The organism is Nonomuraea sp. NPDC049695, from assembly GCF_040674955.1.
Classification (GTDB): Bacteria; Actinomycetota; Actinomycetes; order Streptosporangiales; family Streptosporangiaceae; genus Nonomuraea; species Nonomuraea helvata.
In genome coordinates, this window is sequence record NZ_JBFANV010000048.1 from 12,439 (window position 1) to 35,911 (window position 23,473).

The following is a 23,473-nucleotide window of genomic DNA, read 5'->3' on the forward strand; positions in this document are numbered from 1 at the left end:
CGCATGACGGCTCAGTGCATGGTCACGCCGCCGCTCACCGACAGCGTCTGCCCGGTGATGTAGGCCGCGCGATCCGTGCACAGGTAGCCGACCAGGCCCGCCACGTCGGCGGGGGTCCCGAGGCGGCGCAGCGGGATGCCCCGCGCGATCTTGTCCACCAGCCCCGGCTCGGCCGCGGACACCCGCTGGAGCATCGGCGTGTCCGTGGGGCCGGGGCAGACCACGTTCGAGGTGACTCCCGCCCTGGCCGCCTCCCTGGCGAGCGTCTTGGCCAGGCCGAACAGCCCCGCCTTGGTCGCCGCGTACGCTCCCTCGCCGCCCGAGCCCGCCCGCGCGCCGTCGGAGGAGACGAACACCAGCCGCCCCCAGCCCCTGGCCGTCATGCCGGGCAGGAGCAGCTTGGTGAGCAGCATCGGCCCGCGCAGGTTGACCTGCCACATGAGGTCCCAGCCCGCGGGGTCGCTCTCGGTGAACGGCTCCACGATGGACACCCCGGCGTTGTGCACCAGGATGTCCACCCGGCCCACCGCTGCGGCGAACTCCTCGACGGACGCGGGTGAGGCCAGGTCCACCACCGCCGCCCGCCCGGCGGGCAGGCCCGCGGCCACCGGTCCCGCGTCCCGCACGTCGGCGACCACGACCTCCGCCCCCAGTGCGGACAGGTCCGCGGCGATGGCCGCGCCGATCGCGCCCGCTCCCCCGGTCACCACCGCCACGCGCCCGTCCAGGCGCAGTCCGTCCATCATTTCCAGCTCTCGACGAGGTCGGCGGCGGTGGCGCGGGTGGCGAGGAGGCTGATCGTGTGTTTCAGTACGGCCCGCGCGTACTCCTCGGGGATGCCCGCCACCGCGTCCGTGACCACGGTGACCCGGTATCCGAGGTTGACCGCCTCCAGCGCCAGGCCCGGGATGCCCAGGTTGAGCGACACGCCCGTCGCGACCACGGCGGTCACGCCCAGGGAGCGCAGCGTCATGTCGAGCGAGGTGCCGGTGAACGGCGAGAAACCGTGGTAGCGGCGGCTCTCCAGATCGCCGCCGTCCCACAGCTCGGGGATGACCTCCGCGGCGGCCGTTCCCTCCAGCATGTGGTCCGGGTCCTTGAGCAGGGAGACGATGAACGGACAGTTGCCGGCGTGGGAGCCGGACCTGTCAGGGCGGAAGGCGGCCGTGCAGTGGATCACCGGGAGCCCGGCCGACCTGGCCGTGTGGAGGAGGCGGGCGGTGTTGGCCACGACGTCGTGCCGGTCGCAGGCAGCCACCAGGTCCGGAAATTTCGTGAGATCGCCGACGACGCCCCGCTGCATCTCCATCACCAGCACGGCCACGCGCTCCACAGGCGACCTCCGTCGATTTAGCCGAGCGCTTGCTTGGGACGACTCAGCATATCACCCATGAAAAATCTTCGGTCGTGACAACCCCAACCCCAGGTGAGACCGTCGAACTGAGGACGGCTGCTTATGGGGGTTCGACTTGGTCCCTGGTTACCGTGAAGTACGTCAGCTCGGCGCCGGTCGCACCGGCCGCGTGTTCCTCGCCACCTACCAGCAGACGGGCGCGTACGTGGCGATCAAGTATCTGAACGCCACCTTGCGCAGGGACACCGAGTTCATGGACCGCTTCCGGTCGGACACCCACGAACTGGTCGAGATCGACGATCCGAACGTGGTCCGGATCTACGAGTACGTCGAGACCCCCACCAGGGCCGCCGTCGTCATGGAGCTGGTGGACGGCGTGTCGCTGCGCACGCTGCTGACCGAGCACCGCGGGATCAGCCCGGAGGCGGCCCTCACCGTGCTGAAGAGCACGCTGCAGGCCCTGGCCGCCGCGCACGAGCGGGGCGTGCCGCACCGCGACGTCAAGCCGGAGAACATCCTGGTCCAGGCGGACGGCACCAGCAAGCTGGCCGACTTCGGCGTCGTCGTGCACGCGGAGGAGCCGGGCGTGCCCGCGGGCAGCCCCGAGTACATGTCGCCCGAGCTGTGGACGCAGGGCCGGGCGGGGCCGCCCGCGGACCTGTACGCGGCGGCGTGCGTGCTCTTCGAGGCGGTCAGGGGGCGGCCTCCCTATCGGGCGGTCAAGGAGGGTCCGTCCGGCGGCGACGAAGGGGCGCTGGACGTTCCCGCCGTGCGGGACAAGCACCTGGTGGAGCCAATCCCGCTCGAGTTGACCCCCGACGCGCTGCGCGACCTGCTCAAACGCGGGATGGCCAAGGACCCGGCGGCCAGGTACGCCTCGGCCAGGCAGTTCGCGGCCGAGGTCGAGGAGGACGCGGTCGCCGGCTACGGGCCGGAGTGGGAGAAGCGGGGGCGGCGGCACCTGGGCGAGCTGGCCACGCTGATGGCGCTCCGGTTCCCGCTGGCCAGGACCGACGGGGCCACGGGCATCCCCCTGAGGGACCGGGTGCCGCGGATGCCCCGGCTGCCGCCGCACTTATGGGTGGCGGGGGCGACGGTGGTCGCGGTGGCGGTCTCGCTCATGGTGTCGGGCGGGCGGCTGCCTCCCGGTCCCGGCACGATCCTGATGCCGCCGCCCAGGACGACGCCGAGCGAGAGGGAGCCGACGCCCGTCGACGCGGCCACGCCCACCCGGACCCGGACGTCCGCCGTCCCCCGCCGCACCTCCCCTTCCCCCACTCGCGTGCCGGCCAGCCCCGCGCCGCCGCCTCCTCCTCCCACGACTCGCCAGGAGGGGACCTCCGTGCCGCGTCCCGCCGCCGTCCAGGCCGCCGGCATCGTCGGGTGGAGCGGCACGGCGGGGACGATCAAGGTCTCGGCGGACGGCACGGGGCCCGTGCGGCTGCGGATCTCGTACACCCGGCGGGACGGGGAGGGCGGGGTCGCCAGGACGGTACGGAAGGAGAGCCGCACCTTGCGGGGCAGCACGTCGTACACCAGCAACGTGGCGCACGACCCCGGGAGTGTTTCCTGCGGCGAGCGGGCGTACTTCGGGATCGTCGTCATGACGGAGCCCGCCGCGGGGAACGGGCCGCAGGTGAGCGAGGTCGCGGTGGACGGCCCCGCCTGCCCCGCGCCCACCCGTTCCGCAACGCCGGTACCGAGCCAGGAACAGAGCACGCCGACCCTCGCCACGCCCACGCCGTCGGGCACGGAGCAACCGCTCGCCCGCTCGTCGGACGAGCCCACCGCTCCTGCCTCGCCGTTGGCCGGGCCTGCCTCGACCCCTTCGGGCGAGCCGTCACCATAGGCCCGCGGCCGGGCCTTGTGAGGCAACCAAGCGTGCGCTAGCTTGGCAAGCGATGAGCGGTGACACCTCTGCGTACTGGGCCGCCTGCGCGCGCGGCGAGCTGGTCGTCCAGCGCTGTACGTCGTGCGGCCGCCGCGTCCACCTCCCCGAGGCCGACTGTCCCTGGTGCGGCGCGGGCGAGCTCGTGTTCGAGCCGGTCGCGGGCCAGGGTGTCGTGCACACGTTCACCGTCGTGCACCGCTCGTTCGCCCCTGACTACCGGGGCCGGGAGCCGTACGTGATGGCCTGGGTGGACCTGCCGGAGGGCGTGCGGGCGTTCGGGCACGTGGTGGGGTGCGCCCCGGACGACGTACGCGTCGGCATGCCGGTACGCGTGACGTTCATCGACGAACTCCCCCATTGGAGGCCCGCGTGAAGCTCGGCAACGTGCTGATCCCTGTCGCAGACCTGGACGAGGCGATCGCCTTCTACGGCCTGCCGGTGAAGTTCAGGGACGGCGACAGGTTCGCGGCGCTGGACGGCGGCGGGGTCACCGTGGCGCTGGCCGGGCCAGCCGAGCAGGTCACCGCCTCGGTCGCGCCGTCGTACAAGGTGGACGATCTGGACAAGGCCGTGCGGGAGCTGGCGGCGCGCGGCGGCGAGGTGGTGCGGGAGCCCGAGAAGGGGCCGCATGAGACGCGGGCCGTGCTGCGCGATCCCTCAGGAAACGTCTTCGTGCTCTATCAGCCCCTCTGACTGGAGGCAGCCCCCATGGCGCGATCACCATACGGGAACTACGGCCACGCGATACTGACCGCCGCGGCGCTGCGCACGCCCGACCGGGTCGCGCTCACGTACTGCGGCGAGCAGAGCTTCACCTACGACGAGCTCAACAGGAATGTCAACCGCCGCGCCCACGCCCTCCTCGCCAAGGGGATCACGCCGGGCCGGCGGGTGGCGGCGCTGCTCAACGAGACGTTACGGGTGGCCGAGGTCTACCTGGCACAGGCCAAGATCGGGGCGGTGACGGCGGCGCTGAACCCGTACTGGCCGGTGGAGACGCTGCGCGACGTGGTGGCGGCCTCGGGGTGCACGGCGTTCGTGTACGACGCGACGGTCGAGGGCGTGGTCGGGCAGATCAAGGACTCGCTCCCGGCCGTGACCACGTGGATCGACGTGCGCGACCTCGAAGGCGGCTCCGACGAGGAGCCGCCGATCAGCGGCCGGTACGACGACCCGCTGGCGCTCTACTACACCTCCGGCACGACGGGGCTGCCGAAGGCGGTCGTGCACACGCACGCGTCGTCCCTGGCCACGGCCCAGATCTGGCTGGACGTGCCGCGCGGGCCCGACTCGGTGTTCGGGACGGGCGCGATCATCTGGGGCATCGGCTTCCCGGCCATCGTCGGGCCCGCCCTGTACGCCGGGATGCGCCTGGTGCTGGAGCAGGACTGGGGCCCGGCGAACTTCCTGCGCGTCGTCCCCCGCGAGCGGGTCACGCATCTGTCGCAGATCCCTTCGTTCTACTCCGCGCTGCTCGCGTCGCCCGACCACGAGGACGTGGACCTGTCGTCCATCCAGGTGATCATGCTCGGCGGCGAGCCGCTGACCAGGACCATGCTGGACCGGATCAAGGCCAGGCTCCCCCAGGCGGGCGTGTACTCGTACTACGGCCAGACCGAGGCCCCGTACACGTGCATGGGCCGCGTGGACGACGGCTCGACCCCGCTCGGTTCCTCGGGTCGCGCCCGCACCGGGAACGCGGTCCAGATCACCGGCCCGAACGGCAGCCACGTGATCGACGAGGTCGGCGAGATCAACCTGGCCGGGCCGCACCGGATGACCGGCTACGACGGCCTGCCGGAGCGGACGGCGGAGGTGCTGCGCGGCGAGTGGTACGTCGGCGGCGACCTCGGCACGCTCTCCGCCGACGGCGTGCTGCGCGTGCTGGGCAGGCGGGAGGACTCGATACTCAAGGGCGGCGTCTGGACCCAGCCGGCCGTGATCGAGGAGGCGGCCTCGGCGCTGGACGGGGTGGCCGAGGCGGGCGCGGTCGGCGTGCCGGAGGGGGCCTCAGAACAGCGGATCCTGCTGGCGGTCGTGCCGCGCGCCGGGCACCCGCTGGAGGCGTCCAAGCTGGCGCTCGCCCTGGCCGACGCGCTGCCCGAGCACCAGCGGCCCGACCACATCGTGGTGGCCGAGGAGCTGCCGCACTCGCAGGACGCCTCCGGCGGGCCGGGCAAGCTGCTGCGCGGGAAGATCCGCGAGCTGCTCGGGTGAGCGCGCACGAGGCTGGTCGGGCGAGCGCGTACGAGCACGAGGTCAAGGCGCTGCTCAGCGAGGCCGGGGTCTCGGTGCCGCGCGGGGTGGTGGTGCGCGACCTCGACTTCTCCGCGGCCGCGGAGCTGGCCGAGCCGCTGGTGCTGAAGGCGTTCGGGCCGGGGCTGGTGCACAAGTCGGACGTCGGCGCCGTCGTGCTCGGGCTCTCCAGGGACGAGCTCGAGGCGGCCGCCGCCGGCATGCGGGCCAGGCTCGAGGTCGCGGGGTTCCTCGTCGAGGAGCAGGCCGAGGCGGGAGTGGAGCTGATCGTGGGCCTGGTCCGGGACCCGGGCTTCGGTCCGGTGCTGCTGGCCGGGCTGGGCGGGGTCTGGACGGAGGCGCTGCGCGACACGGCGCTGCGGCTCTGCCCGATCTCGGAGGAGGACGCGCGGCGCATGCTGGCGTCGCTGCGCGGCTCCTCCGTCCTGTACGGGCACCGCGGCGGCCCGCCGGTGGACGTGGACGCGGTGGTCAAGCTGCTCATGACGGTCGGCGGCCCTGGCGGGCTGTGGGAGCGGCTGGAACTGGGCGAGTTCGAGCTGAACCCGGTCATCGCGGGCCCTTCGGGGGTGATCGCGGTCGATGCCCGCCATCTGCCCTCCCCGGGGCCTGCCAGGTCCGGGGCACCCGGCGCCGTGACGAACTTCCTGCCGCTCTTCGAGCCCCGGGCGGTGGCCGTCGTCGGCGCCTCCACGACCCGGCCGAACTTCGGGAACATGTTCCTCGGCTTCTACCGGGCCGCGGGCGTCCCGCTGGTGGCCGTGCACCCGTCGGCATCCGAGGTCGCGGGGGTGCCGGCCGTGCCGTCTCTCGCCGAGGCGGACGTGGACTACGCCCTCGTGGCCGTGCCCGCCGAGCGGTGCGCCGAGGTGGTGCGGCAGGCGTACGGGGTGCCGTTCGTGCAGGTGATGAGCGGCGGGTTCGGCGAGGCGGGGCAGCCGGAGCTGGAGGCGGAGCTGGTCGAGGCGGCGCGGGCGGCGGGGACGCGGCTGCTCGGGCCCAACTGCATGGGCGTGTACTGCCCGCGGGGACGGCAGACGTTCGTGGGAGGCGGTCTCGGGCCCGCCGGGTCCGTGGCGCTGATCTCGCAGAGCGGCGGGCTCGCGGGCGAGGTGATCAAGGTCGGGGAGCGGCGCGGGCTGGCGTTCAGCCGGGTCGCCACCGTCGGGAACTCGGCCGACGTGACCCCCGCCGAGCTGCTGCGCTGGCTGGCCCGCGACACGCAGACGCGCGCCGTCGGGCTGTACCTGGAGGACCCGCGTGACGGGCGCGAGCTGTTCGAGGCGCTGCGCTCCGCGCAGATGCCGGTGGTGCTGCTGGTCGGCGGGCGCACCGGGCAGGGACAGGAGGCGGCCGCCTCGCACACCGGCGGCATGGTGAGCGACCGGCAGGTCTGGGAGGCCGTGGCAGAACAGGCCGGAGCGGTGCTGGTGTCCAGTCAGGACGACCTCATCGGGGTGCTGGCGTACTTCCAGGCGCACGGCTCGCGCGACTCCGGCGCCGACGGGGTGCTGGTGGTGGGGCCGAGCGGGGGCGCGAGCGTGCTGGCGGCGGACGCGTTCGACCTGGCCGGGGTCCGGCTCGATCCGCTGCCCGGCGACGCCCCGGTCGCGCTGCGCGGGCTCGGCGTAGTGGCCTCGGGCAATCCGCTCGAGGTGCCGGTGGGGCCTTTGGGGCGGGCCGCCCTGGTGCCCGACGTGATCGCGGCCCTGCTGCGGCACCGGGCGTACCGCGACGTGGTCCTGCACGTCAACGTCCAGGCGTTCTTCACGTACGGGGACGCGGTCGAGCCCTTGTACGCGTACGCACGGGCCGTGGCAGCGGCGCAGGAGGCGCTGCCCAGCACCCGGATCACCCTCGTCACCAGGAACGGCGAGTGCGCGCCCGCGGGCGTCGAGGACGAAGTGAGTCGGATCGCGGCGGAGGCGGGGATCCCCGTCTACCGCTCCATGGAGGCGGCCGCGGTGGCCGTCGCGGCGGGAGGAATTTATGGGGCTGCTTGATGGAAAAGTCGCGTTGATCACCGGCGGGGCTCGCGGCATGGGCGCGGCGCACGTGCGGCTGTTCCTGGCGGAAGGGGCGCGGGTGGTCTTCGGTGACGTGCTGGATGAGGAGGGCAAGGCGCTGGCCGATGAGACGGGGGCCACGTACGTCCATCACGATGTGACTCTCGCCGAGGACTGGTCGCGGGCGGTGGCGACGGCCACGGAGCTGCACGGTCAGCTGGACGTGCTGGTCAACAACGCCGGGATCCTGAAATTCCGCCGCATCGCCGACATGTCGCCCGACGACTTCGATCGCGTGATATCCGTGAATCTCAAGGGCACCTGGCTGGGGATCAAGTCGGTGATCAGTCCCATGAAGGCGGCCGGGCGCGGCGCCATCGTGAACATCTCCTCGATCGAGGGCTACGTCGGGGCCGAGGGGCTGTCGGCGTACTCGGCCTCCAAGTTCGGCGTGCGCGGCCTCACCAAGTCGGCCGCCCGCGAGCTCGCCCGTTTCAAGATCCGGGTCAACTCGGTGCATCCGGGCGCGATCAACACCTCCATGGCGATGGACCCGGACCTGATGAGCGAGGTCGACGCCGACGCGTTCCTGAAGTCCATGGTCATCAAGCGCTTCGCCAAGCCGGTGGAGGTGTCGCACGTGGTGGCGTTCCTGGCCTCGGACCGGGCCAGCTACTGCACGGGGAGCGAGTTCACGGTGGACGGCGGCCTCCTGACCGGCGCCGGCTACTGATCACCCCACAGCGGCGCGGAGGGCGCATGGGCCGTCACCTGGGCATGAGCTAGATCTTTTTGGATTAAACCTCCGAAGCTTGGACATTTCTGGCAATATCTTTGACCAGCGGTTATCTAGCCTAGGAAGGCTTGAACCTCTCTTGGCTCGTGCTTGACCTGCCTTGCCCGCAAGGTAGCCTCGCTCATCACGGAAGACGACAAGCCTCCGGTTTTGTCACACTGGCCCCTGGGTACCCCCTTTACCCGGATTCATGTTGACAAACCCGGTCTTGCCCGGAAGGTTCCCCACTACTTCCATGACGCCAGAGATTCAGAAGTTCATCGAGCTGCTCGAGAGCCAGATCGGCTACTCCGAGAAGGCCGATGATTACACCAAGTTCGGCGACTGGTACGGCAAACACGTAGAGTTCGACGCCGACTACAGTTCCGCCCCGTGGTGCGACATGTACCTGTCGTGGGCGGCGCACAAGCTTGGATACCAGGACTGGATCGGGCAGTTCGCGTGGACGGTCTCGCACGCGAAGTGGTTCAAGAAGCAGGGAGCGTGGGGCCACAAGCCCAAGCCCGGTGCCATCGTCTTCTACGACTGGAGCGGGTCGAACGACATCGACAAGATCGACCACGTCGGCATCGTGACCCGGGTCGAGGGCGACACGATCCACACCATCGAGGGGAACATCGACGGGGGCGTCGCCAAGCGCAAGGAACGCGACACGAGCAAGGTCGTCGGCTACGGCTACCCCGACCGCGTCAAGTCCCGCCTGGACGAGGAGGCCGCCCAGCAGGCGCGGGAGGCCCAGAAGAAGGCCGAGGAGCAGACCGCGCTCAAGTCCGGGCCGGGCACCGACGTTGGCACGCTCCAGCTGCCCGGGAACGAGTCGCTCACCTCTTTGATCCCCCAGAACCAGATCATCACTCAGAACCCGGTCGAGGAGGAGCCCGCCAAGGCCCCTGTCACCGGCAGCTCACCGGCGAAGAAGTCCCCCCAGACCGCCCCCACCCCCGCACCCAAGGTCACCACCGGCACCGCCACCGACGGCAAGGCCGCCGAGACCTTGAAGCAGCAGCCCAAGAAGGCCAAGCACGCCAAACCGGCCACGGCCGACACCACGGCGGCGACTGCCAAGCCCCTCCCCACGCACACCGACGCCTCGGCCACCGGCCCGCTGCCCAGCATCTCCTCTCCGACGCTCGTCGGCACGACCCTGGTGGCCGCGCTGGCGCTGCTCGCCGTGGCCAAGACCCGCCGCCTCCGTATGGCCCCGGTCGCCGCAGGAAGCACGGCGCCCCGCTCCAACACCAACCGCCGCCGTCGCCGCACGGCCACGACCACGGCCACGCCGGTACGGGCGAGCCTGCGCCTGGACAGCACCCAGGACGCGCCCCTGCGTACCGCGGCTCTGGACGCCATCACCCTGGACACCGCCCAGCTCACCACCGCCACGGCGGCTGTCGAACTGGCCGCCACGTCGTCCACCGTCTCGTCTGCCGTCCGGCGCATCGCAGCCCAGGACGCCCGGCACGTCACGGACATCGACGTCGCCGCCCAGAACGCCCGGCACCTCACGGACTCGGACGTTTTCCGGCGCATCACGGTGTCCGGCACGCAGGGCTCCGACGGCTCGGAGGCCTTCGGCCGCACCGCCGCCACCCGTGGCGCCAGGCACCGGAGGCGCCCGCTCGACACCCGCCCCTTCGACCTCGCCATCGACGCCGCTCCGCGCGACATCACCGCGACGGGACCGATCGAGATCGTGCTGGACACCGGACCGCTGGAGCGCATCGTCGACACCGGTCCGTTCGAGCGCATCGTCATCCCGGGAGCGACCAGTGCGTTCGACGCCTTCGCCCCGACCGGCGGCATCGGCGGACGCATGGGCGGCGGCATGGGCGGGGACGTCCTCGACACCCCCGACATCGGCGCCACCTACCGGGGACGTCGCCGCCGCCGCGAGCACCCCGTCGAAGACACCGCGGCGTTCGCGACCGACCAGCCCCTGCGCGGCCGGCGCCACCGCAGGCCGTCGGCCGCCCCGCAGGGCGTCCACGTCGGCGGTGCTCAGGAGCTGACCGGCCGCCGCCACGCCACGACCCCGCTACCGCCCCGGCGCGACGACGACCGCGAGCTGGTCGGCGTCGGCACGAGCGCCGGCTCCCAGGCAGCCGCGGCTCAGCCGACCAGGAGCGCCGCACCTCAGCCGGGCGGGAGCGCGACAGGCCACGCGGCGAGGAGCGCCCAGGGCCAGCCCAGAAGGCGGGGACGGCACCGGGCGTGACCGGCCCTCACAACCCGTGGTCGGCGGCGAAGGCGGCCAGCCGGGACACCGCGTCCCGGCTGCGCGTCCAGGGACGCACGATCAGCCGTTCCACGCCCAGGGCCGCCCAGGCGGGCACCTCGTCGGGCGAGGCCAGCGCGTACGCGTGCGCGGTCACCGGCACCCCCGCCCCCAGCCGGTCGAGCTGCGGCTTGATCGACTCGAGGGTGTGCGGCATGCTGATCCACCCGTCACACAGCCGGGCCGCCCTGCGCAGCGCGGCGGCCGACTCCCCGCCCGCGAGCACCGGCAACCGCGGCTGCACCGGCTTGGGCTCGAAGGCGACCTCGGGAAAGGAGTAGAACCTCCCGGAATGGGCGACCACGGGCTCGCTCCAGAGCCGCCTGACCACCTCGATCGCCTCGTCCAGCCGCGCTCCCCGAGTGCCGAACTCGACTCCCGCCGCCTCCCACTCCCCGCGGTACCAGCCCGCGCCGACCCCGCAGATGGCCCGTCCCGACGAGACCACGTCGAGGGTGGCGAACGCGCGGGCCGACACGAACGGATGGCGCAGGGCAAGGAGCTGCACCGCCGTGCCGAGCTTGACGCGGGAGGTGAGGGCGGCGAGCCAGCAGAGGTACGCGGGCGCGTCGAACAGCGGCGTCGTGGGCTTGATCCCCGGCTCCGACGTGCCCGGATAGGCGGCCGAGGACAGGTCGGTGGCGAAGACGAGGTGCTCGGGCAGCCACACCGACTCGAACCCCAGCTCGTCCGCCGCCACCGCCACGTCCTTCCACGCGGCCGGGTGCAGCAGCCCGAGCGGCACGCCGAACTTCACGGGTACCTCCCCAGGTCACCGTCCATCACGGCGGCACGCAGGCGCTCGCGGTGGACGGCCGTGGTGCCGTACGCGGCCGACAGCGACCAGGCCCGGGCGAGCCAGAACCGCAGATCCAGCTCCTCCGTGTACCCGATCGCCCCGTGCACCTGCAACGCCACCCGGGCCGCCAGGACGGCGGCCTCACCGGCGGCGGCCTTGGCCGCGCTCACGTCCCGGTCGACGCCGGCGACGGCCCGGTCCACCGAGATCGCCGCCCGATGCACCAGCGGCGCGGCGAAGTCGACCGCGACGGCCACGTCGGCGAGCTGGTGCTTGACCGCCTGGAAGGACCCGATCGCCGCACCGAACTGCGTCCGGACCTTGGCGTAGGCCACCGAGACCGCGAGCAGCTCCCTGGCGATCCCGACGAGCTGGGCGGCGGTGGCGACCGTGGCCCGCCGCAGCGCCGGCACGGCCGAGCCGGGCAGCCGTTCGGACTCGTCGAAGGCCACCTCGAACAGCGGCCGGCACGGGTCCACGCCGGCCCGTGGCGTCAGGCGGGCGGACTCCCTGGCGACCAGCCGCAGGCCGTCGGCGCCGGCCACGACGATCAGGTCGGCGAGGTCCGCGTCCGGCGCGTACACCTGGCCGGGCGGCAGCACGCTCACGCACACGGCGCCCGAGGCCAGCTTGGGGACGCCCCCGACCAGGTACGGCGCGGCGACGGCGGTCTCGACGACCGGCCCGGGAAGGCACGCCCGGCCGGCCTCCTCCAGCGCGGGCAGGAGGTCGGTGAGCCCGAGCCCCAGCCCGTCGCTCTCGGGCGGCAGGAGCAGCCCGAAGAACCCGAGCGCGGCCAGCTGCTCCCAGCCGGGCCGCCGCTCCGTGCGCAGCGCGGCCGGCGGGCAGTGGGATCGCAGCACGTCACGCACGGTCGCGCCCAGCGCGAGCTGTTCATCGGTGAATCCGAAGTTCATCGCGGCAGCCCCAGAACCCGTTCGGCGATGATGTTGCGCTGGATCTCGTTCGTGCCCGCGTAGATGGGCCCGGCCAGCGAGAACAGGAACCCGTCCAGCCACGGCGTCTCCCCTGCCCGCTCCCCCAGCAGCTCCAGGGCCAGGGCGTGCATGCGCAGGTCCAGCTCGGACCAGAACACCTTCCCCATGCTGGCCGCGGACCCGATCTCCTCCCCCGCCATGAGCCGCCGCGCCGTCCCGAACGTGTGCAGCCGGTACGCCTCCGCCTCCACCCAGCACCTGGCGGCCCGATCGGCCGACGCCGGATCGCCCGAGGAGCGGGCCAGCGCGACGAGCCGGTCGGCGGTGGCCAGGAAGCGGCCGGGGCTGCGCAGCGCGAGGCCGCGTTCGGAGGAGGTGGTGGCCATCGCGACCCGCCACCCTTCGCCGACGTCCCCGAGCACCATCGACTCGTCCGCGAACACCCCGTCGAAGTGCAGCTCCGCGAAGCCGGGCAGCCCGTCGAGCTGCGCGATCGGCCGCACGGCGACGTCCGTGAGGGGGAACATGAAGTACGTCAGCCCCCGGTGCCGCGTCCCGGACGTGCGGAACAGGCCGAACCCGTGCGTGGCGTACGCGGCCCGAGAGCTCCATGTCTTGTGCCCGTACAGCCGCCAGCCGCCGGGCACGGGCTCGGCGCGGGAGGTCAGCGCGGCCAGGTCGCTGCCCGCCTCCGGCTCCGACCAGGCCTGCGCCCACACGTCGTCACCCCTGGCCATTCTCGGCAGCCACCGTGCGCGCTGCTCGGGCGTGCCGAAGCGCATCAGGGACGGGCCCAGCAGGAAGATCCCGTTCTGGGTCACCCGGGCGGGGGCCCCGGCGGCCCAGTACTCCTCCTCGAAGATCAGCCACTCGATCAGGGAGGCGCCGCGTCCGCCGTACTCGTCGGGCCAGGAGACGACGGACAGCCGCGCGTCCGCCAGCAGCGCCTCCCATGAGCGGTGCGCCGCGAAGCCCTCGGGGGTGTCCATCGACGGGAGCGACCGCGGCACGTGCGCGCTCAGCCAGTCGCGAACCTCGGCACGGAAGCCCTGCTCGCCCGGGGAGAAGTCGAGATCCACATATACCAACCTAGCGCACGCTTGGTAACTCGAACAGTCGCATTCCGGCATAGTGTGGTGGCCATGCAGGGACTGCTGCTGCGGCTCTCCACGCTCGACGCGGACGCGGAGAGCGCGGTGCGGGTCATCGCCTACTTCGACTCGCTGCTTCGCGACCACGTGAGCGTGCCCGTGCTGCTCGCGGCCACGGCCCGGCTGGCGCAGTGCCCGATCGGGCTGCTCGACGCGGCCACGGGCCGCCGCTTCCGCACGTCGCCCGGCGGTGCCGTGGACACGCCGGCGGACGTCCCAGCCCAGGTCAGAGAGTTGAGCGACGGGCTCGGGGCCGTCTGGATGGAGCGCGAGGGAGTGCCGCACGGGCTCGACGAGATCGTCCTCGAGCGGTACGCGGTGGCGGCGGAGGTCACCCTGGAACGCGCGGCCGCGCTGGAGCGTTCAGGGCGGGACCCCGCGCTGGTGGAGCTGGTGCTGTCGGCCGAGACCGGCGAGGCCGAACGCGCCCGCGCGCTGCGCCTGCTCGGCTTCGCCCCGTCCACCCCGCTCCAGGCCCTCGCCATCGCGCTGCCCGACCGGGGCCTGGCCTCGGGCCTGCGCGCGATGGGCCACCAGGTACGCGCCACGACGATCGGCGACACCGAGGCGGTGCTGGTGGCCACGACGCTGCCCAGCGAGCTTCCGGACGGGTCGCGGGTGGGGATCGGCCCCGAGCTGCCCGGCGAGCGGGCGGCCGAGTCGTGGGCCGGCGCGCGGACCGCGCTCCGCTTCACCGGCCCGCACGACCGCGTGATGCGCTGGTCGGACCTGGGCGCGCTGGCGCTCTTCGCCGACCTGCCGGAGCCCGCGGTGGCGGGGCTGGCCGACGTCCAGGCCATGGAGCGGCTCGGCGACGAGGCCGTCGCGGCGGTACGGGCGCTCTGCCTGGCGGGTTCTGTGCGCGGCGCGGCCACCGCCATGCACCTGCATCACAGCTCGATGGCCGCGCGCGTCGCCCGCGCCGAGTCCGTGCTGGGCTTCTCGCTCGCCGACCCGGCCGGACGCCTGCGCGCCCACCTCGCCCTCGCCCTGATGCGCCTCCGCGCCAACCTCAGAGCCGGTACGCGCGCTTGAGCGCGGCCAGCCGGGCCGCCCTCGCCCGCTTGCTGAGCGCGGCGTCCGGGACCATCCCGTCGAACCCGTGGAAGGCCCCCGGATAGAGGTGGAACTCGGTGGACACCCCCGCCTGCGACAGCCGCAGCGCGTAGTCGAGGTCCTCGTCCCTGAACACCTCCAGCTCGCCGACGTCGATGAACGCCGCAGGCAGCCCGGCCAGGTCCTGGGCCCTCGCCGGGGCCGCGTACGGGGGCACGTCGTCGGTGCCGATGCGGTCGCCGAGCAGGGCGGTCCAGCCGAAGAGGTTCGCGGTCCTGTCCCACACCACGGCCTCGGTGAACTGGTGGCTGGACGGGGTGATGTTGCGGTCGTCCAGCATCGGGCAGACGAGCAGCTGGAACGCGATGTCGGGGCCGCCCCTGTCGCGGGCCAGCAGCACGGTCGCCGCGGCCAGCCCGCCGCCCGCGCTGGCGCCGCCGACCACGATCCGCGCCGGGTCGATGCCCAGCTCGGCCGCCGACTTGGCGGTCCACACCAGCCCCGCGTAGCAGTCCTCGACCGGCGCGGGATGCGGGTTCTCCGGCGCCAGCCGGTAGTCGACCGAGACCGCCACGCATCCGAGCTCCTCGACGTAGCCGATCATCATGGCCTCGTCAATCTCGGGCGTGCCGATGATCATTCCACCGCCGTGGATCCAGTAGAGCCCCGGCCGCCCCTCGCCGTCCGCCGCCGGACGGTAGATCCGTACGCGCACATCAGGGGCGCCCTCGGGCCCCGGAACGTGACGGTCCTCGATCACCACGTCGGTGTCGGCGGGCGGGGCGGCGGCGAGGAAGGCGTTGACCTGCGCCCGGTGCCCCGGTAGCGCCTCCGGCGTCAGTTCCGCGACGTCGAACGTCGGGAGCGGCGTCCGTTCGAGCGCGGCACGGATCTCCGGATCGAGGTTGGGGTGGAATGCCATGGGATCTCCCGTCTACGGATGGCTACCCTTCGATGCTCGGAGCCCGCGCCGCGGCACACAAGCCGCCATCCGGCGGCGATTGCGCTCCTCAGGCCCGCCGTTCGGCGAGCACCTCGAGTACGCGCTCCGCGAGGGGCGTGGCACTGGCCGGGTTCTGGCCGGTGGCGAGGCGGCCGTCCACCACGACCTGGGCCTGCCAGTTCGCGCCCGGCTCGTGCTGGGCGCCCCGCTCCACCAGTTTGTCCGCCAGCAGGAACGGCACCACGTCCGCCACGCCGCGCAGCTTCTCCTCCTCGTTGGTGAACGCCGCCACCCGCTTGCCCGCTACCAGGTAGGAGCCGTCGGACAGGGTCAGGTTCACCAGCGCCGACGGGCCGTGGCAGACCGCCGCCACCACGCCGCCTGCCTCGTAGACCTCGCGCCCGACCCGGATGACGTCGGGATCGTCGGGGAAGTCCCACATGGTGCCGTGGCCTCCGGCGTAGAGCACGGCGTCGTAGCGGGAGGGGTCGGCGTCGGCCAGGCGGCCGGTGCCCTGCTGCTCGACGAGGGCGACGAAGTCTGCCTGGGCCTGGTCGTCCGGGTCGAACCCGTCCTGGGGCGGCTGCCCGCCCCGCACGCTGGCCACGTCCACCTCGTATCCGGCCTTGCGGAAGATCTCCCACGGGTGGGCGGCCTCCGGCACGTAATAGCCGGTCCGCTCGACGCCGCCGAGGTCGTCATTGCTGGTCAGTGCTATCAGGATGCGCTTGCTCATGCCTCACAGCATCGCCCCGCGCAGCCATCAGCCACAAATAACGAAGCAGCGCTTGAGCTATCAGAATAGTGATATGTCGCCTCTCTCGCTCGACCTGCTGCGGACCTTCCTCGCGGTGTACAGGACCGGGTCACTCACGGCCGCCGCGCAGACGCTCGGCCTGTCGCAGCCGGCCGTGACCGCGCAGGTCAAGACGCTGGAGTCGGTGCTGGACCGGCCGCTGTTCGACCGGCTGGCGCGCGGGGTCGCGCCCACGCCCGCCGCCGACGAGCTGGCCCGCCGGGTGGCGCCCTCGCTCGACTCGCTGGACGAGGTGGTCGAGTCGGAGCTGCCCTCGGACGCGGCCGTGCACCTGGGCGGGCCCGCCGAGTTCCTGTGCGAGGAGGTGATGCCGATGCTCGCCCCGCTGGTGCGCTCGGGGCTGCGGCTGCGGACCACGCTCGGGCTCTCGGACGACCTCCTGGCGGACCTCGCGGCCGGGCGGCTGGACCTGGTGCTCTCCACGATCCGGCCCCGGGTGCGCGGCGTGCAGGCGGACCCCGTCTACGACGAGGAGTTCCTGCTGGTCGCCGCCCCCTCCCTGGCGCTTCCCGGCACCGGGCCGAGGGAGCTGGCGGGCGTGCCGCTGGTGGCCTACGCCGAGGACCTGCCCATCGTGCGCCGCTACTGGCGCACGGTGTTCGGCCGGCGGCCCTCGATGGCCGCCCAGGTCGTCATTCCCGACCTCCGCGGCGTGCTCAGCGCCGTCAGGGCCGGGATGGGCGTCTCCGTCCTGCCCGCCTACCTGTGCCGCCGCGACCTGGCGGCGGGCACCCTGGTCACGCTGGCCGAGCCCGACGAGGCGCCCATCAACACCGGCTACCTGGCCGTCCGCTCAGGCGCGCTGGCGAGGCCCGCGGTGGCGCGGGTACGGGCGCACCTCATCGAGGCGTTCCGCTCCGCTCCCACGTACTAGCTCCCACGTCCTAGGCCGACCACGAGGCGAGCAGCCGCAGCGACTCCTCGTCGGCGCCGCCCGGCTCGGGGTGGAGCAGCATGAGCCGCTGCCCCGATCCGCCCGGCAGATCGAAGGTCTCGTACCGCAGCACCAGCTCGCCCACCACCGGATGCGTGAACCGCTTGACCCCGTTGGCGCGCTCCTTGACGACGCGACCGGCCCACAGCGTGCGGAAGCGCCGGCTGTGTACCGACAGCTCGCCGATCAGGGCGGTCAGCGCGGGGTCGTCGGGGTGGCGGCCGGTGGCGAGGCGGAGCTGCCCGACCGTGGCCCGGAGCACCTCCTCGCGGTCCGCGTAGATGCCGGGCTCGGAGAGGAAGTTGTATCTGGCCAGGTTGGCGCCGGGGTGGCAGAGGCCGGGAAAGAGAGCGGCGGCCAGCCGGTTCCAGGCGAGCAGGTCGAGCCGGTGGTCGGTGTGCAGGGCCGGGATGTCCGTCATCCGCTCCATGAGCTGCGCCAGCTCCCGCCGCGCCCCGCCGGACGGCCGCGACCTGCGGGGCCGTGGCGCGGCCAGGTCGAACAGGTGCGCCCGCTCGGCCTCGCTCAGGTCCAGCGCCGTGGCCAGCGACTCGATCACGGACGTGGACGGCTGGGAGGTCCGCCCCTGCTCCAGGCGTACGAGGTATTCGACACTGATGCCCGCCAGCTCGGCCAGCTCCTCGCGGCGCAGCCCGCGCACCCGCCTGCGCGGCCCGCTCGCCAGCCCCACGTCCTCGGGCGTGACCTCGTTCCTGCGAGCCTGGAGAAATGCCCCGAGTTCCCGGTTCATAGGGGATAAGTCTGCCGGGCCGGGACACGTGCAACCTGCCACTGCGAGTACCTGGATACCGGGGGTCGTGACGGGCATGCTGCCCTCATGTGCCATTCCACCGACAGCCGGCCGCCCGCCCCGCCGATCCAGGGCGAGGTGGCCTCTCATGAGCAGACAGAGCTGACCGCCGCCGACGGCAACCGGTTCCTCGCCTACCGGGCCGAGCCCGCCGAGCCGAACGGGCGCAGCGTGGTGATCCTGCCCGACGTGCGCGGGCTGCACCCGTACTACCGCGACCTCGCCGTGCGCTTCGCCGAGGCGGGCTTCCGTACGATCGCGATCGACTACTTCGGCCGCACGGCCGGGATGGGCGATCGGGGCGACGAGTTCGACTACATGACGCATGTCAAGCAGCTCCACAGCGACCACGTGCGGGCCGACGCGAGAGCGGCCACCGAGGCCCTGGACGGCCCGGTGTTCACGGTGGGCTTCTGCATGGGCGGCGCCCAGTCGTGGCGGCAGGCGTACGAGGGGAACGGCCTGGCGGGCGGCATCGGCTTCTACGGCGCGCTGCGCGCCATCGACGAGCCGAAGACCGGGCCGGGCGCGCCTGTCCTGATGCTGCTGGCCGGCGCGGACCAGGTCTCCACGCCCGAGGACTTCGCGTCGTTCGAGGCCGCGCTGGACCGGGCCGGCACGGAGCACGAGAAGGTCGTCTACGACGGCGCGCCCCACTCGTTCTTCGACCGCTCGTACGCCGAGTGGGCGGATGCCTGCCAGGACGCCTGGCGCCGCATCCTGTCGTTCACCGAGCGCCACTCATCCTAGGTAGGCGGCCCGGACGACCGGGTCCTCCCTGATCTCGCCCGGCGTGCCGGTGGCGATCACCTTGCCGAGGTCGAGCACGACGATCCGGTCGCACGTGTCCATGACGAAGCCCATGTCGTGCTCGACCAGCAGCACGGTCGTGTCCAGGGCCTTGACGACCTCTCCCAGGCGGGCCGTCTGGGAGGCGTCCAGGCCCGAGGTGGGCTCGTCCAGCAGCAGCAGGCGGGGCCGGTCGGCGAGGGCCCTGGCCAGCTCGACGAGCCGGCGCTGCCCGACGGGGAGGGCGGCGGCGTACGCGTCGCGCAGCGGGGTGAGCCCGCACAGCTCCAGCACCTCGGCCACGCGCTCGCCGCGCTCCCGCTCGAGCCGCCGCCGGGCGGGCCAGGCGACCAGGTCGGCGGCGAGCCCGCCACCGCCGCCGTGCCAGTCGAGCGCGGCCAGCACGTTGTCCGCGACGGTGAGCCGCCCGAACACCTGGGTCCGCTGGAACGTGCGCCGCACCCCGGCCCTGGCCCGCCTGACCGGGGACACGCCGGTCAGGTCCCGGCCCGCCACGCTGACCCGCCCCTCGCTCGGCCTGCGCAGCCCGGACACCACGTCGAACAGCGTCGTCTTCCCGGCGCCGTTCGGCCCGATCACGCCGCAGACCTGACCTCCGGCGACCTCGAACGACGCCTGGTCCAGCGCCCTGACCCCGCCGAACGCCACCGACACGCCCTCCACGGCCAGCATGTCACCGCACCCCCAGGTAGGCGGCGGTCAGCCGCTCGCTGTCCACGTCCGCACGCGGCCCCGCCCAGGTGACGCGGCCCAGCCGCATGAACGCCACCCGGTCGGCGACGGCCAGCGCCTCGGTGGCCTTCTCCTCGACGAGCAGCAGCGCCACCCCGCGGGAACGCAGCTCGGCGAAGACGTCGAACACCTGCCGCACCACCATCGGCGCCAGCCCCAGCGACGGCTCGTCCGCGATCAGCACCCGTGGCGGCCGCACCAGCGCCGGAGCCAGCGTGAGCAGCTGCTGCTCGCCGCCGGACAGGGCGCCGGCGGGCACGTTGCGGCGCTCGGCGAGCCGGGGCAGGCGCTCGTAGACGGGAGCGGGGTCGGCCAGCCAGGTCCGCAGGTTCTCCTCCACCGTGAGCCCTGGGAAGACGCCCCTGCCCTCGGGCGCGAGCAGGATGCCGGCCCGTGCCCTGCGGTGGGCGGGCCAGGCCGTGACGTCCTCGCCGCCCAGCAGGATCCTGCCGCTGGTGACGGGCAGGTCGCCGGCGGCCGCCGCGCAGGTCGTGCTCTTGCCCGCGCCGTTCGCGCCGAGCAGCGCGACCACCTCGCCGGGGTTGACGGCCAGGTCCACGCCGCGCAGCACGGTGCAGTCCGCGTAACCGGCGACGACGCCCTCCAGCCTGAACAGCGGCCCGTCAGCCCGCACGGGAGGGAGCGACGGCCCAGGCTCCAACGGGGCACGGCGGCGCTGGCGCAGCCCGGCGAGCTGGGTGAGCACCCCGTCGGGATGCCTGGCCAGCACCATCCCGCCGGCCCCGAACAGGATGGCCCCGACGTGCGCGGACACGCCCCAGGCGGCGAGCAGCTCGGGCACCGCCACCGCGATCAGGCCGCCGAGCACCGCGCCGCCGACGCGCCGCACGCCCTGGAGCACGACCACGGCCAGCCACACGAACCCGGAGAACGCCGGCAGGTCGGTCGCGGTGATCGACCCCTTGGAGACGGCGAACAGCACCCCGCCCAGCCCGGCGATCGCCGAGGCCAGCGCGAACAGCATGATCTTCGTACGGGGCGCCGACAGCCCCGACGTCGTGGCCGCGGCCGGCGCCGACCGGACCGCCAGGATCGCCCGCCCGGAGGCGGACCTTTCGAGGTTCCGTACGAGCAGGGCGACCCCCGCGATCAGCACGAGCAGCACCACCACCCGCACCCGGGCGTCCGAAGTGTCCGCGAAGCCGAGCCCGAGCGCGGGCAGCGGCCAGCCGATGGTCCCGTTGCTGAACGCGTCCACCTGGAACAGCACCTGGTCGGCCAGCAGCGCCATGGCCAGCGTGGCGAGCGTCAGCACCCGCCCGCCCAGGCGCAGCGCGGGCAGCGCCACCAGCATCCCCGCGGCGGCCGCCGCAGCCACGCCCAGCAGGATCGCCGCGAAGAACGGTAGCCCGGAGGAGAACGCCCACCCGCAGGTCAACGCCGCCATCGAGGCGAAGGCGGCCTGGGCCAGGTTCACCATGCCGCCGATCCCGGTCACCACCACGAACGAGCAGAAGATCAGCGCCAGCACCAGCCCCTGCGCGGCCACGCCCACGTAGTACTCGGACGCGAGGAAGGTGAACGCCAGCAGCGCGACCAGGCCCACCGCCCACGGCAGCCGCCGTCGCCAGGGCGGCAGCCCCGCCAGGTGGTCGGGCGGCGGCGCGTCCTCGGCGGCGCTGCCCGCGACCCGCTCCCGCGACCGGTTCAGCAGGACCAGCCCGGCGAACAGCAGGATGACCGGCACGGCCGTGCGCAGGCCCGTGACCTCCTCGAGGAAGTCGGTGTAGCCGGCGACAAGGTTCTGGATCACGCCGAGCGCGAGCCCGGCGGCGAACGTCCACGGGATCGACCGCAGCCGCCCGAACACCGCCGCCGTGGCCGAGGCGAACAGCAGCACCGTGTACGCCGTCGCGTCCAGCCCCAGCACGGACACGGCCAGCACCCCGGCGAGCCCGGCCAGTCCCGAGCCGAGCATCCAGGCCAGCGCCGAGGTGGCGGCCGCGTCGATGCCCCGGAGCGTGGCCAGGCGGCGCCGGTCCACGGTCGCCCGCATGCGCAGCCCGTACGGGGAATGCCGCATGAACAGCCAGAGCCCGAGCGCGGCCACCGCCGAGAAGCCGAACGTGATGAGCTGGTCGGTGTCCAGCCGGGCGCCCAGCACGTCGAAGGAGAGCGCCGGGTGCGGCCCGATGCCGCGCGGCAGCGAGGTCGCGTCCGCGCTTGGCAGCCCGGCCAGGTCCACGACCAGCAGGCCCAGCGCGGGCAGCGCGATCGTCAGGCCGATCGTGGCGACGATCTGCGCGGTCTCGCCCGCCTGCGCGAGCCCGCCGAACATGGTCCTGTGCAGCGCGTACCCGAGCGCGGGCGCGAACAGCGCCACCGACACCAGGGCGGACAGCCACGCGGGCAGCCCGGCCGCCGCGTTCAGCTCGTAGAACAGCAGGGCGGTCAGGAAGCCGATGGCGCCGTGGGCGAAGTTGAACACGCCGGTCGCCGCGTACGAGAGCGTCAGGCCCGATCCCATGACCGCGAAGATCGCCCCGGTGACCAGGCCGCTGAGCACGTAGCCGACGATCATTTCAGCGGCACGTTGTCGAAGCACTTCATGCTCTTGGCCACCTGGAAGGCGCCGTGCACCAGCTTGACCAGGGCGCCGCAGCCGTTCGGCTCGCTGTGGTCCTTGGGGTACTGGATCCTGCCGAACCCGGCGTTCTCGTAGAGGTAGTCGCCGTTGCCGGTGGCCAGGAACTTCTCGCGGGTGAGGTCCTTGCCGGTCTTGTTCAGCATGTCGAGGAAGATGTCAGCGGACCAGTAGCCGATCGCCATGTGCTGGGTGAGCACGGCGCCCGGCGCGACCTTCTCGACGTCCTGCTTGAGGCGGGCGATCTCGGGCGCCGTGGACTCGAACGGCTCGAACATGGGCGCCGCGATCACGCCCTCCAGGGCCTGCGCGCTGGCCTGGTCCTTGAGTATGGCGGCGTCGTAGCTGGTGGCGTCGGTCAGCACGCCCTTGTAGCCGGCCCGCTTGAGCGCCGAGTACAGGCCGACGTTGAACTTGGTGCCGGCGATCACGGAGACCACGACGTCGGGGGCCTGGCCGGCGTTCGAGGTCATGATCTTGTTGACGTACGGGAGCCAGTCAGGAGGCGGCGCGGCGGCCGGGAGGCCGGAGTTCACGCCGACCAGCTTGAAACCGGCGGCGGCGAACGACTGGGAGATCGTGGTGCCGCCGTACTTGCTGCCGCTGGAGTCGGAGGTCTGCACGTAGACGGACTTGCCCTCGGCGCCGCCGAGCAGGTCGGCCAGCTGCCTGCCCCACCACGTCTGCGAGCCCGCCCCCTGCTTGGGCGCGAGGCAGCCGTTGTAGCCGAAGCCGGTCCTGGTGCCGCACCACTGCGGGCCCGTCGCCCAGCCGAACCACGGCACGCCCTGCTGCTCGAGGAAGGCGGCGCCGCCGAAGTTGGGGGCGTGCACGGGGACGAGGGCGAACACCTGGTCCTTCTGCACGAGCTTCTTGGCCGCCGCGTCGCCCTTGGCCGCGTCCTGGCCGTCGTCCTCGGCCCCCACGAACTCGATCTTGCGCCCGTGCACGCCGCCCTCGGCGTTGGCCCGCTCGAACCTGGCCTTCGCCCCGATCTCCGCGTCCTTGGTGGAGTAGCCGCTGGCGCTGGTCTTGGTCAGCACGCCGCCGACCTTGATCGCCGTGTCGGTCACGCCGGGCGCCGCGCCGTCTTTCGCCGGGCCGGCCGCGCTCTTCTGCTGGGCCGCGCACCCGGAGACGAGCAACGTTACTGTGAGTGCCACCGCGACCCGCCGTACCATCCTGGCCTCCCACTATTTGGCCTAGCGCTCGCTTGGGTTTTGCGCTGAGCGTAAATTCGGGCCGCGGGGGTGTCAACGGTCTACCCGAGCAACCGCTTGCTCGCAATCATGAGACCGG

21 protein-coding genes are annotated in these 23,473 nt (G+C 73.0%); 10 read left to right on the forward strand and 11 right to left on the reverse strand.

What is annotated here, in order from left to right:
• Positions 1-11: 11 nt before the first annotated feature.
• Together AB0J64_RS33560 and AB0J64_RS33565 are read right to left on the reverse strand one after the other, a co-directional pair.
• A complete protein-coding gene (locus AB0J64_RS33560) occupies positions 12-743 on the reverse strand; it encodes an SDR family NAD(P)-dependent oxidoreductase (protein WP_364036121.1) in 732 nt (243 codons plus the stop codon).
• Positions 743-1,333 (reverse strand): isochorismatase family cysteine hydrolase, encoded by a 591-nt coding sequence (locus AB0J64_RS33565; protein WP_364035946.1) that lies wholly within the window; start codon positions 1,331-1,333, stop codon positions 743-745. Before AB0J64_RS33565 ends, AB0J64_RS33560 begins: the two co-directional genes overlap by 1 nt.
• A 136-nt stretch (positions 1,334-1,469) precedes the next feature.
• Here AB0J64_RS33565 and AB0J64_RS33570 point away from each other — a divergent pair, with 136 nt between their 5' ends.
• The 7 genes from AB0J64_RS33570 to AB0J64_RS33600 all read left to right on the forward strand — a co-directional run bounded on the left by AB0J64_RS33570 (position 1,470) and on the right by AB0J64_RS33600 (position 10,518).
• The gene (locus tag AB0J64_RS33570; protein ID WP_364035949.1) at positions 1,470-3,203 is read left to right on the forward strand and encodes a protein kinase; all 1,734 of its coding nucleotides are present in this window, start codon (positions 1,470-1,472) and stop codon (positions 3,201-3,203) included.
• A 52-nt stretch (positions 3,204-3,255) separates the two neighbouring features.
• Positions 3,256-3,618, forward strand: a complete 363-nt coding sequence (locus tag AB0J64_RS33575; protein ID WP_364035952.1) for a Zn-ribbon domain-containing OB-fold protein — start codon at positions 3,256-3,258, stop codon at positions 3,616-3,618.
• Positions 3,615-3,938, forward strand: a complete 324-nt coding sequence (locus AB0J64_RS33580; protein ID WP_364035955.1) for a VOC family protein — start codon at positions 3,615-3,617, stop codon at positions 3,936-3,938. The genes AB0J64_RS33575 and AB0J64_RS33580 overlap by 4 nt, the downstream gene beginning before the upstream one ends.
• 15 nt (positions 3,939-3,953) lie before the next feature.
• On the forward strand, positions 3,954-5,462 hold the full coding sequence (locus tag AB0J64_RS33585; protein WP_364035958.1) for a class I adenylate-forming enzyme family protein: 1,509 nt from the start codon (positions 3,954-3,956) through the stop codon (positions 5,460-5,462).
• On the forward strand, positions 5,459-7,504 hold the full coding sequence (locus tag AB0J64_RS33590; RefSeq protein WP_364035961.1) for an acetate--CoA ligase family protein: 2,046 nt from the start codon (positions 5,459-5,461) through the stop codon (positions 7,502-7,504). The genes AB0J64_RS33585 and AB0J64_RS33590 overlap by 4 nt, the downstream gene beginning before the upstream one ends.
• Positions 7,491-8,240: a glucose 1-dehydrogenase gene (locus tag AB0J64_RS33595; RefSeq protein ID WP_364035964.1), complete on the forward strand. Its 750-nt coding sequence runs from the start codon at positions 7,491-7,493 to the stop codon at positions 8,238-8,240. Before AB0J64_RS33590 ends, AB0J64_RS33595 begins: the two co-directional genes overlap by 14 nt.
• A gap of 298 nt (positions 8,241-8,538) precedes the next feature.
• Positions 8,539-10,518, forward strand: a complete 1,980-nt coding sequence (locus tag AB0J64_RS33600; protein WP_364035967.1) for a CHAP domain-containing protein — start codon at positions 8,539-8,541, stop codon at positions 10,516-10,518.
• Positions 10,519-10,525: 7 nt separating this feature from the next.
• On the opposite strand, the gene AB0J64_RS33605 is transcribed toward AB0J64_RS33600, so the two are convergent.
• From AB0J64_RS33605 to AB0J64_RS33615, 3 genes are read right to left on the reverse strand one after another with little or no spacing between them, the layout of a single operon-like run.
• Positions 10,526-11,335, reverse strand: a complete 810-nt coding sequence (locus AB0J64_RS33605) for a TIGR03619 family F420-dependent LLM class oxidoreductase (RefSeq protein ID WP_364035970.1) — start codon at positions 11,333-11,335, stop codon at positions 10,526-10,528.
• A complete protein-coding gene (locus AB0J64_RS33610; RefSeq protein WP_364035973.1) occupies positions 11,332-12,294 on the reverse strand; it encodes an acyl-CoA dehydrogenase family protein in 963 nt (320 codons plus the stop codon). The genes AB0J64_RS33605 and AB0J64_RS33610 overlap by 4 nt, the downstream gene beginning before the upstream one ends.
• Positions 12,291-13,394 (reverse strand): acyl-CoA dehydrogenase family protein, encoded by a 1,104-nt coding sequence (locus AB0J64_RS33615; RefSeq protein ID WP_364035976.1) that lies wholly within the window; start codon positions 13,392-13,394, stop codon positions 12,291-12,293. Before AB0J64_RS33615 ends, AB0J64_RS33610 begins: the two co-directional genes overlap by 4 nt.
• A 63-nt stretch (positions 13,395-13,457) precedes the next feature.
• Between AB0J64_RS33615 and AB0J64_RS33620 the strand changes: the two genes are divergently transcribed.
• On the forward strand, positions 13,458-14,501 hold the full coding sequence (locus tag AB0J64_RS33620) for a helix-turn-helix domain-containing protein (protein WP_364035979.1): 1,044 nt from the start codon (positions 13,458-13,460) through the stop codon (positions 14,499-14,501).
• Here AB0J64_RS33620 and AB0J64_RS33625 read toward each other — a convergent pair.
• Both AB0J64_RS33625 and AB0J64_RS33630 read right to left on the reverse strand, forming a co-directional pair.
• Positions 14,479-15,444: an alpha/beta hydrolase gene (locus AB0J64_RS33625; RefSeq protein WP_364035982.1), complete on the reverse strand. Its 966-nt coding sequence runs from the start codon at positions 15,442-15,444 to the stop codon at positions 14,479-14,481. The two genes, AB0J64_RS33620 and AB0J64_RS33625, sit on opposite strands and share 23 nt — an antisense overlap.
• 88 nt (positions 15,445-15,532) lie before the next feature.
• On the reverse strand, positions 15,533-16,201 hold the full coding sequence (locus tag AB0J64_RS33630) for a type 1 glutamine amidotransferase domain-containing protein (RefSeq protein ID WP_364035985.1): 669 nt from the start codon (positions 16,199-16,201) through the stop codon (positions 15,533-15,535).
• Positions 16,202-16,274: 73 nt separating this feature from the next.
• On the opposite strand from AB0J64_RS33630, the gene AB0J64_RS33635 reads away from it, so the two are divergent.
• On the forward strand, positions 16,275-17,156 hold the full coding sequence (locus tag AB0J64_RS33635) for a LysR family transcriptional regulator (RefSeq protein WP_364035988.1): 882 nt from the start codon (positions 16,275-16,277) through the stop codon (positions 17,154-17,156).
• A gap of 10 nt (positions 17,157-17,166) precedes the next feature.
• On the opposite strand, the gene AB0J64_RS33640 is transcribed toward AB0J64_RS33635, so the two are convergent.
• On the reverse strand, positions 17,167-17,967 hold the full coding sequence (locus AB0J64_RS33640) for a helix-turn-helix transcriptional regulator (RefSeq protein WP_364035991.1): 801 nt from the start codon (positions 17,965-17,967) through the stop codon (positions 17,167-17,169).
• A gap of 87 nt (positions 17,968-18,054) precedes the next feature.
• On the opposite strand from AB0J64_RS33640, the gene AB0J64_RS33645 reads away from it, so the two are divergent.
• Positions 18,055-18,777, forward strand: coding sequence for a dienelactone hydrolase family protein (locus AB0J64_RS33645; RefSeq protein ID WP_364035994.1), 723 nt, complete (start codon positions 18,055-18,057; stop codon positions 18,775-18,777).
• Here the strand turns inward: AB0J64_RS33645 and AB0J64_RS33650 are convergent.
• Genes AB0J64_RS33650 through AB0J64_RS33660 form a run of 3 tightly spaced genes read right to left on the reverse strand, consistent with a single transcriptional unit; the run spans position 18,769 to position 23,337 of the window.
• Complete coding sequence (locus tag AB0J64_RS33650) at positions 18,769-19,509, reverse strand: ABC transporter ATP-binding protein (RefSeq protein ID WP_364035997.1); 741 nt, start codon at positions 19,507-19,509, stop codon at positions 18,769-18,771. The genes AB0J64_RS33645 and AB0J64_RS33650 overlap by 9 nt on opposite strands.
• Before the next feature lies 1 nt (position 19,510).
• Positions 19,511-22,111, reverse strand: coding sequence for an ATP-binding cassette domain-containing protein (locus AB0J64_RS33655; RefSeq protein WP_364035999.1), 2,601 nt, complete (start codon positions 22,109-22,111; stop codon positions 19,511-19,513).
• The gene (locus tag AB0J64_RS33660; protein WP_364036002.1) at positions 22,108-23,337 is read right to left on the reverse strand and encodes an ABC transporter substrate-binding protein; all 1,230 of its coding nucleotides are present in this window, start codon (positions 23,335-23,337) and stop codon (positions 22,108-22,110) included. Before AB0J64_RS33660 ends, AB0J64_RS33655 begins: the two co-directional genes overlap by 4 nt.
• Positions 23,338-23,473 lie beyond the last annotated feature (136 nt).